At 59.8% G+C, this 13433-nt stretch carries 14 protein-coding genes and 1 pseudogene; 8 read left to right on the top strand and 7 right to left on the bottom strand.

The genetic code is table 11. The features are described 5' to 3' along the window. The first annotated feature begins 15 nt into the window (after positions 1–15). The 4 genes from JK199_RS11410 to JK199_RS11395 all read left to right on the top strand — a co-directional run bounded on the left by JK199_RS11410 (position 16) and on the right by JK199_RS11395 (position 2643). Positions 16–276, top strand: a complete 261-nt coding sequence (locus JK199_RS11410) for a type II toxin-antitoxin system RelB/DinJ family antitoxin (protein WP_003618686.1) — start codon at positions 16–18, stop codon at positions 274–276. Then, positions 273–566 carry a type II toxin-antitoxin system RelE family toxin gene (locus JK199_RS11405; RefSeq protein WP_003618711.1) on the top strand — a complete coding sequence of 98 codons (294 nt, stop codon included), beginning with the start codon at positions 273–275 and terminating at the stop codon, positions 564–566. Before JK199_RS11410 ends, JK199_RS11405 begins: the two co-directional genes overlap by 4 nt. A 131-nt stretch (positions 567–697) precedes the next feature. Next, positions 698–1960, top strand: a complete 1263-nt coding sequence (locus JK199_RS11400; RefSeq protein ID WP_029604386.1) for a cation:proton antiporter — start codon at positions 698–700, stop codon at positions 1958–1960. Beyond that, on the top strand, positions 1960–2643 hold the full coding sequence (locus tag JK199_RS11395) for a YoaK family protein (RefSeq protein ID WP_159263359.1): 684 nt from the start codon (positions 1960–1962) through the stop codon (positions 2641–2643). The genes JK199_RS11400 and JK199_RS11395 overlap by 1 nt, the downstream gene beginning before the upstream one ends. A gap of 290 nt (positions 2644–2933) precedes the next feature. Here JK199_RS11395 and JK199_RS11390 read toward each other — a convergent pair whose 3' ends face one another. After that, positions 2934–3593 (bottom strand): TetR/AcrR family transcriptional regulator, encoded by a 660-nt coding sequence (locus JK199_RS11390; protein WP_040000214.1) that lies wholly within the window; start codon positions 3591–3593, stop codon positions 2934–2936. A 100-nt stretch (positions 3594–3693) separates the two neighbouring features. On the opposite strand from JK199_RS11390, the gene JK199_RS11385 reads away from it, so the two are divergent. From JK199_RS11385 to JK199_RS11375, 3 genes are all read left to right on the top strand, one after another. Beyond that, positions 3694–4263, top strand: a complete 570-nt coding sequence (locus JK199_RS11385; RefSeq protein WP_007400745.1) for a hydrolase — start codon at positions 3694–3696, stop codon at positions 4261–4263. 57 nt (positions 4264–4320) lie between these two features. Further along, on the top strand, positions 4321–5721 hold the full coding sequence (locus JK199_RS11380; protein ID WP_172157284.1) for a DHA2 family efflux MFS transporter permease subunit: 1401 nt from the start codon (positions 4321–4323) through the stop codon (positions 5719–5721). Between the two features lie 236 nt (positions 5722–5957). Then, entirely contained in the window at positions 5958–6518 is a 561-nt protein-coding gene (locus JK199_RS11375) for a sugar O-acetyltransferase (RefSeq protein WP_040000220.1), read from the top strand. A 173-nt stretch (positions 6519–6691) separates the two neighbouring features. On the opposite strand, the gene JK199_RS11370 is transcribed toward JK199_RS11375, so the two are convergent. The 6 genes and pseudogenes from JK199_RS11370 to JK199_RS11350 all read right to left on the bottom strand — a co-directional run bounded on the left by JK199_RS11370 (position 6692) and on the right by JK199_RS11350 (position 11038). Beyond that, positions 6692–7747: an ArsO family NAD(P)H-dependent flavin-containing monooxygenase gene (locus tag JK199_RS11370; protein ID WP_159263357.1), complete on the bottom strand. Its 1056-nt coding sequence runs from the start codon at positions 7745–7747 to the stop codon at positions 6692–6694. Between the two features lie 8 nt (positions 7748–7755). Then, positions 7756–8454 carry an arsenical resistance protein ArsH gene (gene arsH / locus JK199_RS11365; RefSeq protein WP_007400749.1) on the bottom strand — a complete coding sequence of 233 codons (699 nt, stop codon included), beginning with the start codon at positions 8452–8454 and terminating at the stop codon, positions 7756–7758. A 21-nt stretch (positions 8455–8475) separates the two neighbouring features. After that, on the bottom strand, positions 8476–9771 hold the full coding sequence (locus tag JK199_RS11360) for an arsenic transporter (protein WP_007400750.1): 1296 nt from the start codon (positions 9769–9771) through the stop codon (positions 8476–8478). Next, complete coding sequence (arsC, locus tag JK199_RS15800) at positions 9771–10202, bottom strand: arsenate reductase (glutaredoxin) (protein WP_040000225.1); 432 nt, start codon at positions 10200–10202, stop codon at positions 9771–9773. Before arsC ends, JK199_RS11360 begins: the two co-directional genes overlap by 1 nt. A 147-nt stretch (positions 10203–10349) precedes the next feature. Beyond that, positions 10350–10688: pseudogene (locus JK199_RS15795) on the bottom strand (arsenate reductase ArsC); the annotation flags it as partial. Positions 10689–10696: 8 nt separating this feature from the next. Next, entirely contained in the window at positions 10697–11038 is a 342-nt protein-coding gene (locus JK199_RS11350; RefSeq protein WP_007400752.1) for an ArsR/SmtB family transcription factor, read from the bottom strand. Positions 11039–11291: 253 nt separating this feature from the next. On the opposite strand from JK199_RS11350, the gene JK199_RS11345 reads away from it, so the two are divergent. Then, positions 11292–13364: a ParB/RepB/Spo0J family partition protein gene (locus JK199_RS11345; RefSeq protein ID WP_159263356.1), complete on the top strand. Its 2073-nt coding sequence runs from the start codon at positions 11292–11294 to the stop codon at positions 13362–13364. Positions 13365–13433: the final 69 nt, after the last annotated feature.

Genomic DNA, 13433 nt, shown 5'->3' with positions numbered 1-13433 from the left:
GCAAGGAGGCTTTGTATGTCTGCTGTTACATTCCGGGTAGATGAAACGCTGAAGGCAGCCGCAGTTAAGAAGTTGTCGGCTCAAGGCATTTCACTTTCTGACGCACTGCGCGATACGCTCGCGTATATTGCTGAAACGGGTCGCTCTCCCGTCAAGCGGAGGCTTGTCACAGACGAGGATGCGGAGCTTATCGAGATTGTGCGCGAACGCCTAAAAAACCCTGCCCAAAAGCATCGTATGACTTTTGCAGAGCTTAAGAACCGTCATCGCGAATGAAAGAGTATTGTCTTGAATTCGACGACAGAGCACTCAGAGAGTGGGATGCTCTTGACGGCAGCGTGCGTAAGAAATTTGAAAAGAAGCTGGAAAAGCTGATCTGGAACCCTCACTCTCCAGGAAACGAACTGCATCGCGACCTATCAGGGTTTTATAAGATCAAGCTTCTGAAAGATGGTTACCGCCTTGTTTATCAGGTCATCGACGAACGGATCGTCATCTATGTAATTGCCGTTGGCCGGAGAGCCGATAATGAGATTTATGAACTGGCTTCGAAGCGAACAGAGTGAATTTACTTTCTTGGTAGAAAGTCAGCTCCCGCCCTCATTTTTGCCATTCAATGCCCGGTTAAGTTTCTCGAATAACAGACTATTCCCGGTTTTTCTTGACGTGAGGCGCCAGGGCGGCCAGCGATGAGGCCATGGATACAATCAGTCTTCTTGCCCTGCTCCTGACCTTCTCGGCAGGCTTCAGCATTCTCAACCACCACACATTGCGTGTTCCTGTCACGATTGGCGTTCTGGTCTTCTCATTGCTGACCTCGCTGTTGGTCATGATCCTGAACCCGCTGATCCCGGCCTATGATCTTCAGGCTCTCCCACGATCCGTGCTCGGTGCCATCAATTTGCCTGCGGCACTTCTGAACGGTGCCCTTTCGCTGCTGCTTTTTGCGGGAGCCATGCAGGTGAATGTCGGACATCTGCGCGCAAAGCTGATGTCTGTAACAGCCCTCTCTATTCTGGGAACCGTTCTGGCCGTGGCTTTTCTGGCGGTCGCGGCGTGGTGTGTTTTCCCCTTTCTGGGGCACGCCGTTCCCTTTACATGGTGCATCGTACTTGGCGCCATTCTCGCTCCGACAGACCCGGTTTCAGTCGTGGGGATGCTGAAACGTCTCGGCCTGCCAGGACCGATACAGGCCGTTTTTGCGGGTGAGAGCCTGTTCAATGACGGCGTGGGCGTCGTCATTTTCGGTGTGACGATCGGGCTGGCGACTGGAGACAGTCAAGGGGTGGGCGCTTCTGAGATTGCCATGAGCTTCTGCCGCGAAGCGCTCGGTGGTGGTCTTCTTGGAGCGATAACCGGGTGGATCGCGCTTCGTGTGCTCAAGGCGCAGCGTGACCCGCATATCGATCTGCTGACCTCGCTGGCTCTGGCGACCGGAACCTTCAGCATCGCCAATCAGCTGGGGATGTCCGGAGCGATTGCCGTCGTCGTGGCCGGACTATGTTTCGGAACCAGTTACAGCCATTCCGTTTTCGATGAAGTATCCCGCAAGGAACTCGACATTGCATGGACGCTGATTGACGAAGTGCTGAACGTGCTCCTGTTCATGCTCATTGGCTTTGAAATATTGGAGATCACGCCGCATCTGTTTACGGTGCTGGCGACGCTTGCCGTGATCCCGCTGTCTATTGCCGTGCGGGCATTGAGCGTGCTGTTCTCCACCCTGCCGGTTCATCTCCGGCAGTGGGAACGGGGCCGTGTTCTCGGTATCCTGACATGGGGCGGCCTGCGTGGCGGCATCTCGGTTTCTCTGGCGCTTGGCCTACCACCCGGAGACCTGCGCGACCTGCTACTGCCTGTTTGCTATGGTGTCGTGGTGTTCACCATCATCGTGCAGGGTCTGACCATGGAGCGGGTCGCCCGCAGGCTCTATCCGTCAATCGCTTCCCGGTCGCAATAATGCCCTCCTCCCTTCTCCCGGTCTCGATTTCCGCCCGGCGGATTCTCATTCTCGGGCTTGTCGCAGGCTATGTGGATGCCCTGAGTTTCGTCGATCTGGGCGGTGTCTTTGCAGGCGCGATGACGGGCAATACCACGCATATGGGCGCCTCGTTTATCAGCGGAAACTGGCACCATGGCCTGCTTCTGGTGGGTGTGCTGGGTGTCTTTTTCCTTGCCGCCATCCTGTCCGGCCTGATGCGGCTGTTATGGTCGCCAGCTTATGGTGTCATGGTGATGACAATCTTCATGGTTCTGGCACAGATCGTGCATGGATCCTCCCTACGCTACTGGGGCGAATTTCTCGTGCTTCCGGCACTGCTGGCTGTTCAGGGCGAAACGATCGCGAAATTCTCCGGCACGCCCATGCCCACGATCGTCGTGACAACAAACCTGCTGAAAGCCGCATCGGGAATTGCGGAATGGATGGCGTCATGGATTGCGCCGGACAGGAACATTCGCCCTATCGCAGGAAGCATTTTTCTGCCGCTACTTTCGTGGGGGGCTTTTCTGGCAGGCGTGATGGCCGCCGCTACGGGGCTGGCCTTGCACGGTAGTTTTCCGTTCCTGTGGCCCGTCCCTTTCCTTGTCTTTCTATACCGGGATATCTGGAAAACAGAACGTGCAGGGCAAGACGATAATTGAACATTCAGTCCGGCAGGACCAGATCAGACGTGGGACGTAATGCGTTCACGAATGCGAATATGCCTCTCGGTTAGGTCGGGTTTTCATGCCTGACAGCCGACATTCTCCTTCCCCCCCCCAAAGCTGACATGAGCGGACCAAATATCTGGTGTCAGTTTTCCCCTCTGCAGTCCGCATTCAGAGCAGCAGAATTATCGACATACGGTTTCAACATCTGCCGTCGATACATCGTCAGGTAAGGAGTCGATTTTCGCTGACAGGTATTCTCCGGCCCGCATTGTTCCAGCGAATCAATAACTGTCCCCGGAAACGTGGCCCGCCCTTGTCCCCCGGCAGGGTGTGAGACGTGCGCAAAGATAGAGCCTGTTCATCCGGCGCAGTTCATCCGGCGCACCTGGTGTTGTCGGAGCGTCCTTCAGGGTCATACCCAGCATGACCTTCATATTATTCAAGACAACCGCCGCAATATCGCCGGCCGTCTGTTCGTCCAGTCCGGGCGCGCACACCCGCAGGGCGGCCGAAATGCCGACCAGGGCCTGCTGGCGTGATCGGTCACGGATTTCCGTCCGGTCAGTATGCGCCTCCATCAGCGCCGGAAGGGATTTTACACGCGGGTAAAGCACCGCCAGCAGGTCAATCAGGATGTCAGCCAGTTGTTCAGGCGAAAGATCCGCTGCGCGCCTTTCCAGCGCTTCATATTCGTCATGCACGATCGCCATGTGTTGCTGCAAGAGTGCTTCCCCGACGGCCTCCTTGTTGGGGAAAAAACGGTAGAGCGAACCGATCTTCGCGCCGGCCCTGCTGGCAATCTCCGCCATTGTGGTGGCTTCGTACCCATGTTCCGCCATGAGATCGGACGCAGCCGCAAGCAGCTCCGCTACCCGCTGCCGCCCGACTGCGCGGCGTGGCTGAAGTGTCCCCCGTTTCTCACTTGACGTATTTGAGTCCATACTCAAATATACCCCTGTTTGAGTGTCTCCTCAATTTTTACCAGTTCCGTGCTACCCGGACAACAGATCCGACCCGCATGAACCAGCAGGAAGAACCGTCATGATTTCTCTTTCAGCGCCCCGGACCGCCCTGATCCTGATTGATCTCCAGAAAGGTATTGTCGATCGGACGCTGGCTCCTTTCACGGGAGAGGCGGTTGTCGAACGCTCCAAAAAGCTTGCATCCCGGTTTCGGGCCGCAGGTTCGCCCGTCATTCTGGTCAATGTCGCCTTTGCTCCCGATTTCGCCGACGCCGTGCATACCGAGGTCGATCGTCCTTTTGCGCCGCCCCCAGGTGGATTTGCCCCTGACTGGACCGAACTGGTCGAGGGGCTGGCCGAGCCGACAGACCTGCTAGTCACAAAGAAACAGTGGGGTGCCTTCTATGGAACCGACCTGGATCTTCAGCTTCGGCGGCGCGGAATCACGACGATCGTTCTGGGTGGCATCGCAACGAATATGGGTGTCGAGTCCACAGCCCGCGCTGCACATGAGCACGGTTATGGCGTGGTGATCGCGGAAGATCTGACATCCACTTTCGCCGAAGAAATGCAGCGTTTTGCCTGTGACCATGTTTTCCCGATGCTCGGCCGCGTTACGACCAGTGACGCCATCACTCTGGAGCCCTGAGCAAAATAGCGGCCCGCAGCCCTTCAACGCCGTGACATAAATCTGAAAGCAACAGCTTTGCCGCAATCGCAAGAGCCCGCCCGACTTCCGGCGGGCATCTGGAAAATCGTCAGTGTCGCGGCGATCGGGTCTTTCATGTCGCAACTGGATGCGACGATCGTGAATGTCTCGCTACCGGATCTCGTCACGACAATGCACGCACCATTTTCGGTCATCCAATGGGTGGTGAGCGGCTATCTGTTGGCACTTGCCCTGACACTGCCGTTGAGTGGCTGGCTTGTGGGCCGTATTGGCGGCAGGGCGGTTTATGTGGGGTGTTTCGGTGCTTTTACGATTACTTCAGGTCTCTGTGCCCTGGCATGGTCAGCGTCGTCGCTCATCACATTCCGCCTCTTGCAAGGGATGGCGGGAGGATTGCTTGCACCTATGGCGCAGATGATGGTTGCCCGCGCAGCGGGCAGCCATTTGCCAAAAGTGGCCAGTGCCGTCACCATGCCGGTCCTGCTTGCCCCGCTTCTCGGGCCGGTCGTCGCGGGCGCGATCCTGTCGGTGGCGTCCTGGCGGTGGATCTTTCTTCTCAACCTGCCATTTGGTCTGCTGGCGCTCGTACTTGCCGTCCTGTTTCTGCCTGACGATCGGGCTGAGGTGCGACCCCGCTCGCTTGATATGACGGGGCTGGCTCTGCTGGCGCCCGCGCTGAGTTTTCTTCTTTATGGAACCGATCATGCGGGCCAGCTTCTCGGGCAAATAGTCCTGTGCGGTGCTCTGCTGCTGTTTGTCGCGTACTTCCGTTGGGCGCAACGGAAAGGTGACAGCGCGCTGATTGATCTCAGGCTGTTTCACACGCCTGCGTTTTCAGCGGCCGCGACGACCATGTTCCTGTTGAATGGGGTGACGTTTGCCGGACAGATGCTGCTACCGGTATGGCTCATTCATGCCTGTGGCGTCTCATCCGACCGGACCGGCCTGTTCATGCTGCCGCTGGGGCTGGGGATGATGTGTACCTATCCCCTGATGGGACATCTCACGGACCGCTTTGGTATCCGCAGGCTGACCAGTTGTGGCGCACTCTGCGCCTGTGTCGGCTCGTTGCTGCTCGCTGTCCTTGCTTATACCGGCCTGAATGGCGGCATATTGGCCATTGCCCTGTTCCTGCGTGGGGCCGGCATCGGCACAGTCGGGATTCCTGCTATGAGCGCGGGTTATGCGTCCGTTGCACGGCCGAACATTCCTATGGCGACGACCGCGCTGAACATCGTGCAGCGGATTGGTGGGCCAACCATAACAACGCTCTGCGCCACGTTTCTTGGATGGCAACTGCCGACCGCCGCCATTCCCCATGCCATTTCAGGCGCATTCACCGAAACATTCGGCCTGCTCTGCATGTTTCATGCCCTGTTGTTGGTGGCAACGCTCCAGCTGCCGTCAGCGCTTCACAGGAAAACGTTGTCGTCATAACTAAATGGGATCCAGATTTTTATACGACGTGATGCAGGAAGCCGTCACAGGATGGATATCGTGGGCATAGTCACGGGCTAGTTTCCTTCCCGGAAGCCACCATCCGGCGGTACACCATGGACGCCTGCGGTTGGGCTGGTTCCGGTGCATTTATTTTGTGGCTACGTTGAGCTAATCTCCGTGTCGTCCTTGCACGCGGGAACGGATGCTCAGTCGAAACCCGAGGAAAATAACGCATGTCAAAGGACGATCGCACCAAGGTCATTCCCGGACGGACGCCGGAATCAGCGGCTATGGTGGCAAGCGTCAGGCGAGCCATGGCGATTACGCCGGTTCTCAACCGTTTGACATATGACGAGGCGGATAAAATCCGGGCTGTGTTCAGCGATCTCATCGGCCAGAAGGTGGACGACAGCTTTTCGCTCATACCGCCATTCTATACGAGTGGTGGCGAGCATATCCGGGTTGGGCGCAACGTCTTTATCAATCAGAACTGCACCCTGTACGATCTGGGTGGGATCGACATTGGTGATGATGTGATGATCGGACCCAATGTGAGTCTCATCACGTCGAGCCACCCGGTCGCACCGTCTCAGCGACGCGCTTGCGTTATTGCAAAACCCATCGTGATCGAGAGAAACGTCTGGATTGCAGCCGGCGTAACGATCACTGGCGGGGTGACGGTTGGCGAAAACTCGGTTGTGGCCGCAGGTTCTGTCGTCACGAAGGACGTTCCCCGGAACTGCCTTGTCGGCGGAAATCCGGCACGAGTCATTCGTTCTATCGGCGATGACTGAGGACACACCTGCACCGGGTTGAGACTGCCGAGACACATTGGTTCCCATATCAATCGCTTTTCGTTCGGGCGCACGACAGAGGACCGCTCGTTTTCCCGGTCTTAGCGGACAGGCGACAATCGCCTCATCGCGGCCATGTATAAGCTTGCTCAAGGTTTCAATAAGCAGACATTCTATGTTGGCGACGCAAGCCACGCCGCCAGTTGCCGGACCATGGATCTGGCGACACGACCCGCCCCCAGCAGGGTAGCGCATGCAGGACCACACCAGGAGCCATAACCCAGCAGCCAGAGACGTGGCTCCCTGACGGCCTGCTGCCCGTTAACGCGGATCAGCCCGTCCGGCTCGATCACGTCGAGTGGCGCAAATGCGGAGAGCGCGGGTCGGAAGCCGGTACACCAGATGATCGCGTCGATGGCTTCTTCCCGCCCGTCGGGCCAGACGACGCCCGTTGCGGTCATACGTACAAACGGGCGCACCGCGTGGAGCACGCCTCGCTCCCTGGCGGCGCGCACAGGTGGTACCATGACGATATCGCCAAAACCGCTGGCAGGCATGGCCGACGGGCCGCCGAGAACGCGAGCGGTCGCCCGCTCGAACAGAACCCGTCCATCCACGTCATCGGGCAGGAAGACGGGGTCATGCAGCGTGACCCATGTTGCCTGAGCGACAAGCGACAGCTCCGCCATAATCTGTGCCCCGGAGTTGCCCCCACCCACCACCAGCACACGTCGGCCGGCAAAGGGCGCGGCATTCCGGTAATGGCTGGAATGGAGTTGCGTCCCGCCGAAGAGGTCACGCCCCGCGACATCGGGAACAAAGGGGGCTGACCACGTACCGGTCGCCCCGATAACCGCACGGCCAAGAAAATCACCCGCGCTGGTTCTGACAGTCAGAAGTTTTCCGTTCGCGCGCTCCACACACTCGACCATGACCGGACGGCGGATCGGCGGCGCATAGCGCGCCTCGTAGCGGTGCAGATAGTCCAACACCTCGTCACGGGTCGGATAGCCGCCATCCGGCGTGTCTGGCATCGGCCAGCCGGGCAGCGAACTGTAGGACGCGGGTGAAAACAGATGCAGGGAGTCCCAGCCATGCACCCATGCACCACCCGCCTGCGTCCCGTTATCAAGAATGACGTAACGCAGTCCGGTCCGTCGTAGAAAATACGACGCGGCGAGGGCCGCCTGACCGCCTCCCACGATCACAACATCGAACTGTTCCGCCATTGCCCGGCTCACAGACTTTCCGGGAGACGGAATTCCGCCTTGCGTTCGCTGTAGCGATCAACGAGGTAGTCGGTCCGGTCGCGCAGCAGCCATGTGAACTTCATCAGCTCCTCCATGACATCTACCATCCGGTCATAGAGGGGGGATGGCTTCATCCGGTCATCGTCACCGAACTGGGTATAGGCCATCGGCACGCTGGACTGATTGGGGACGGTGAACATCCGCATCCACCGGCCCAGCACCCGTAGGGCATTGACGGAATTGAAGCTCTGCGATCCGCCCGAAACCTGCATGACCGCCAGCGTGCGGCCCTGCGTCGGGCGGATCGAGCCTTCGGTCAGGGGCAACCAGTCGATCTGGTTCTTGAACACGGCAGTGATGTTGCCGTGCCGTTCGGGGCTGCACCAGACCTGGCCTTCAGACCAGATCGAGAGTTCCCGCAGTTCCCGCACCTTCGAATGACTTGCGGGCACGGAATCCGCTACCGGCAGGCCGGTCGGGTCGAACACCCGTGTCTCGGCCCCCAGCACCTTCAGGATGCGTTCTGCCTCAAGCACCAGCAACCGGCTGAAGGATCGGGGGCGCAAAGAGCCGTAGAGAAGAAGGATACGCGGCGGATGGTCATCCCGTGGGTGTGGCTCAAGCCGCGCGAGGTCAATCCGTTCGAGATATTCAGGATGCAGGGCGGGCAGCTCAGATTCGGTCATAGATATCGGTCCCTTCGTGCATTACGGATGGCTGATCCGGGGCAGCCACAGAGCCAGCGCCGCGAGTGTTGCCAGCAGGACGGGCGGCGTAATCGCCAGTCCAACTTTCATATACTGCCCCCATGTGACCCGATGGTTCTTGGATGCCAGCACATGCAGCCACAGCAGTGTTGCGAGACTACCAATCGGCGTGAATTTTGGCCCGAGGTCGCAGCCGATGACGTTGGCATAGATCATCAGGTCGCGTGTCAGCGGCGTGATGTCGTGAGCCTGTTGGATCGCCAGCGCCCCGACCAGCACACTCGGCATATTGTTCATGATGGACGACAGAACAGCCGCCAGAAAGCCGGTGCCGATGGTGGCCGTGAACGTCCCCTGATGGCCAAGCCAGACCAGTGCGGTCGCAAGGTAGTCAGTCAGCCCGGCATTGCGCAGCCCGTAGACCACCAGATACATGCCCAGGGAGAAGATCACGATCTGCCACGGGGCGCCCCGCAGCACCTTGCGAACAGGGATCACCCGGCCATACCCGGCGACGAGCAACAGGGTTCCGGCGGCCAGGCAGGCTACGACACAGACCGGGATATGAAACGGCGCTGTCAGGAAATAGGCCGCCAGAACGAGGGCCAGCAGCGGAAATGCCGCCCGGAATACATGGTGGTCACGAATGGCCGTGGCAGGTGCGGGCAGTTCGGCGACGGGATAGGTCGCAGGCACCTGCCGCCGGTACCACAGCCACAGGACGGCAAGCGTTGCACCAAGTGCTACCAGATCGACAGGGACCATGATCGCGGCATAGCGATCGAACGCAATGCCAAAGAAATTGGCGCTGACGATGTTCACCAGGTTGGAGATGACAAGCGGCAGGCTGGTGGTATCCGCGACGAAGCCAGTGGCGATAATAAAGGCCAGCGCCGCAGCAGGGCTGAGGCGAAGCTGCGTGAGGATGGCGATGACGATGGGCGTCAGCAGCAGGGCCGCGCCGTCATTGGCGAACACAGCCGCAATGGCCGCTCCCAGCACCACGATCAGCGGGAACAGCGTCCGGCCTCGCCCTTTGCCCCAGCGCACGACGTGCAGGGCGGCCCAATGGAAGAATCCGGCCTCATCCAGCAACAGCGAGATGACGATCAGCGCGATAAAGGTAAAGGTTGCGTCCCAGACGATGTGCCAGACGACAGGAATGTCGTGCCAGTGGATCACGCCAGCCGCCAGGGCCACGGCGGCGCCTGCCATGGCACTCCAGCCGATACCCAGCCCCCGAGGCTGCCAGATGACAAAAACCAGCGTGGCAACGAAAATCAGAAGCGCCAGCATCAGACGATCCGCTTGCCGGATTCATCGACGATCTTCTCCCCGTCCTCTTTGACGAAAGCGCCTCTCTGCGGGTTGGGCAGGATGTCCAGAACCACCTCGGACGGACGGCAGAGTGCCGTACCCAGCGGGGTGACGACGATGGGCCGGTTGATCAGGATTGGATGCGCCATCATGGCGTCGATTAGGTCGTCATCGCTCAAGGCCGGATTATCGAGGCCAAGCTCATCATAGGGCGTGCCCTTGCGCCGCAGGAGATCGCGAACCGAGATCCCCATGCGCGTGATCAGACTGACCAGTTCGGCGCGCGATGGCGGTGTTTTGAGGTATTCGATGATGGTTGGCTCGATCCCCGTATTTCGGATCAGGGCAAGCGTATTGCGCGATGTGCCGCAATCCGGGTTATGATAGATCGTGACGCCGGTTGGCTCGATGCCAATGTCGCGCAATTTCGTCACCAGACTTGCAGTCGCAAGCTTGGCCAGCGGCAATGCGACAAGCAGGGAAATCCGGTTCTTCAGACCCTTGAACGCCGAGACGAACGCTCGCTCCCGGTCGGCATCGGTTCCCGAAACATTACTCGGATCGGGAATGCCCCAATGGGCCGTGATGGGTTTCCCCGGCCATACCGGACAGACTTCTCCAGCAGCGTCATCGCAGACGGTAAAAACGAAATCCATAACGGGAGCGTTCGCAACAGCAAACTCATCCCAGGGCTTGGAACGCAGTCCCTCGGTCGGGTAGTCGAAGTTCGCCAGCACTTTCAAGGCGAGAGGATTGACCTGCCCCTTGGGATGGCTACCGGCGGAGAAGACCCTGAACTGGCCGGCACCATCCTTGCGCAGGATGCTCTCGGCCAAGATTGAACGTGCGGAATTACCCGTACACAGAAACAAGACATTGAAGACGCGATCGGTCATTGGGGGGCTCACTCGGATGGGCAGCAGGACGACAGTTCTGCAACCAGTGGCTCACAAAGTTCAGGGCTTTGCCCGCAGCAGTCCTTGACGAGAAACAGCATCAGTTCCCGTAGGCGCGGCAGGCAGGCACGATAGACAATCACACGGCTATGGCGCTGCGAGGTCAGCAGGCCAGCACGGGTCAGAGTGGCGAGATGGGCCGAGATCGTGTTCTGCGGGACATCGAGATGCCGCGCGACGTCTCCGGCCGGCAGCCCGTTCGGTTCGTGGCGCACCAGCAGGCGGAAGATTTCCAGCCGCGTGGACTGCGACAGGGCGCCGAGTGCGGCAAGGGCGGATTCTGTATCCATAAATCGACGATCACGGATATGTTGTCGTAAGTCAAGCTATTCTATGTGAGAAAACAGAGATCAGGACCGTCGGCTTCGTTAATTTTGATGCTCAGACCAGACCTTCCGCCCTCCCCCCCCTTTCCTGCCGGGAAAAGGCCGCGGATTTTGGGTGCGTCCGGGGCCTTCAGAGTCAGAGGGCTGCGCGGATTTTCGTGACGGGTTGAGAGGATGGGAGAGAGTCTCCTGTTCGCCCGTCATGGAGTGTTTCGCCATGGCGACCGCTATTCCCAAAATCAGCCTGAGTTCGTCCCGCGACATCCCCTTCAACCGGTTGGTGCTGTCCCAGTCCAACGTGCGGCGTGTGAAGTCCGGCCTGTCGATTGAGGAACTGGCCCGCGACATCGAGCGCCGCGGGTTGCTGCAGAGCCTTAACGTCCGCCCCGTCCTTGATGATGCTGGTGTCGAAACCGGCAGCTATGAAGTGCCTGCCGGTGGGCGTCGTTTCCGTGCCCTCGAACTGCTGGTGAAGCAGAAGAAACTGGCTAAGACGGCGCCCGTGCCGTGCGTCGTGCGCGAGGCCGGATCGGCCATCCTTGCCGAGGATGATTCCCTTGCCGAAAATGTTCAGCGCGTGGCCCTGCATCCGCTGGACCAGTTCCGTGCCTTCCGTGACATGCTGGAGAAAGGCATGTCCGAGGAGGAAGTCGCCGCAGCGTTCTTCGTCGCACCGACCGTGGTCAGACAGCGCCTGCGGCTGATGACCGTGTCCGACAAGCTGCTGGATATCTATGAGCAGGACGGCATGAACCTGGAGAAGCTGATGGCCTTTTCCATCAGCGATGACCATGCCCGCCAGGAGCAGGTCTGGGAGATTGTCAGCCAGAGCCATAACCGCGAGCCCTATGTTATTCGCCGCATGCTGACGGAGAAAACCGTGCGGGCTTCGGACCGTCGCGTGCGCTTCGTCGGACTGGACACCTATCTCGCGGCCGGTGGGCCTATCATGCGCGACCTGTTCGAGGCCGATGACGGCGGCTGGCTGCAGGATCCGGCCATTCTGGACCGGCTGGTCATGGAAAAGCTGCAGGAGGCGGCTGAACAGGTCCGCGCCGAGGGCTGGAAGTGGGTCGAAACCGCCCTGTCGTTCCCATGGGGGCACACAAGGCAGTTCGTCGAGATCGATGGCACGGAAGTGCCCCTGACCGATGAAGAGACAGCCCGTCTTGAAGCCCTGCGTGCCGAGCAGGAAGCCATCGAGGCTGAATACGCCCAGGCCGATGAATACCCTGATGAGGTGGATGCACAGCTGGGCGAGATCGAACAGGCCATTCTTGCCCTGGAAGCCCGTCCCCTCGCATTCGATCCCGCTGACATGGCGCGGGCCGGGGCCTTCGTCAGCCTTGCCAGCGATGGCACGCTGCAGGTGGAGCGGGGCTTCGTCCTACCCGAGGACATGCCGACTGAGCCGGAAGAGACCGATGATGCGGGCAGCGCCGATGAATACGATCGCCCCGCATATGATGGGCAGGACCATGATAGCACAGGCCATGGTTATCAGGAGGGCGACAACATCGCTCCCGACGTCGAGCCCGAGGAAGAAGACGGGATCAAACCACTGCCTGACCGGCTTCTCACTGAACTGACGGCCTGGCGCACGCTGGCCCTGCGGGATGCTTTTGCCAGCAACCCGCACATCGCGCTGACCGAAATGCTGCATACGCTGGTGCGTGATGTTTACTGGCAGACATCGGGTGCGGACTGCCTGGAAGCCTATGTCCGGGAAATTTCTCTGCCGGTCCATTCGCCCGATATGCCGGGCAGTGTGCCGGCCCACGCGCTGCGCCAGCGCAACGAAGGCTGGAAGCACGACCTGCCCGATGACGAGGATGCGCTGTGGCGCTGGATCGACGGGCTGGACGATGCCAGTCGAATGGCTCTGCTGGCGCATTGCCTGTCCTTCGGGGTCAACGCACTCTACGAGCGCATGCCCGCCTACGGCGCGGTGTCTCAGCGCAGCGTCACCGAGCGCCTCAAGCGGGCCGATCGTCTGGCGTCGGCCCTCAGCCTTGATCTGGTTGAGGCGGGCTGGCAGCCGACGGTCGAGAACTATCTCGGCCGGGTGACCAAGGCGCGCATCCTGCAGGCGGTGCGGGAAGCACGCGGTGACGAGGCGGCTGACCGTATTGCCCACCTGAAAAAGCCCGACATGGCGCGCGAGGCCGAGCGGCTGCTGGATGGTTCGGGCTGGCTGCCCGAGGCGTTGCGCACGGCAGGAGGTGCAGAGCAAGTGCCGGTTGAAACGGCAACGGTGGACGAGGGTATGGAGGCCATCGCCGCCGAGTAACCCTTATGAGGTCTGGAACTTTGAGACAGCGGCTTCCGGGCACCGGAAGCCGCTTTTTTTATGTCCGGC

The sequence above is a fragment of the Acetobacter persici genome (assembly GCF_018256955.1).
Classification (GTDB): domain Bacteria; phylum Pseudomonadota; class Alphaproteobacteria; order Acetobacterales; family Acetobacteraceae; genus Acetobacter; species Acetobacter persici.
This window is presented reverse-complemented; position numbering and strand designations above follow the sequence as displayed.

Coding starts and splice junctions, on each gene's coding strand:
- JK199_RS11410 (WP_003618686.1), top strand. CDS start 16: ATGTCTGCTGTTACATTCCGGGTAGATGAAACGCTGAAGGCAGCCGCA.
- JK199_RS11405 (WP_003618711.1), top strand. CDS start 273: ATGAAAGAGTATTGTCTTGAATTCGACGACAGAGCACTCAGAGAGTGG.
- JK199_RS11400 (WP_029604386.1), top strand. CDS start 698: ATGGATACAATCAGTCTTCTTGCCCTGCTCCTGACCTTCTCGGCAGGC.
- JK199_RS11395 (WP_159263359.1), top strand. CDS start 1,960: ATGCCCTCCTCCCTTCTCCCGGTCTCGATTTCCGCCCGGCGGATTCTC.
- JK199_RS11390 (WP_040000214.1), bottom strand. CDS start 3,593: ATGGACTCAAATACGTCAAGTGAGAAACGGGGGACACTTCAGCCACGC.
- JK199_RS11385 (WP_007400745.1), top strand. CDS start 3,694: ATGATTTCTCTTTCAGCGCCCCGGACCGCCCTGATCCTGATTGATCTC.
- JK199_RS11375 (WP_040000220.1), top strand. CDS start 5,958: ATGTCAAAGGACGATCGCACCAAGGTCATTCCCGGACGGACGCCGGAA.
- JK199_RS11370 (WP_159263357.1), bottom strand. CDS start 7,747: ATGGCGGAACAGTTCGATGTTGTGATCGTGGGAGGCGGTCAGGCGGCC.
- arsH (WP_007400749.1), bottom strand. CDS start 8,454: ATGACCGAATCTGAGCTGCCCGCCCTGCATCCTGAATATCTCGAACGG.
- JK199_RS11360 (WP_007400750.1), bottom strand. CDS start 9,771: ATGCTGGCGCTTCTGATTTTCGTTGCCACGCTGGTTTTTGTCATCTGG.
- JK199_RS11350 (WP_007400752.1), bottom strand. CDS start 11,038: ATGGATACAGAATCCGCCCTTGCCGCACTCGGCGCCCTGTCGCAGTCC.
- JK199_RS11345 (WP_159263356.1), top strand. CDS start 11,292: ATGGCGACCGCTATTCCCAAAATCAGCCTGAGTTCGTCCCGCGACATC.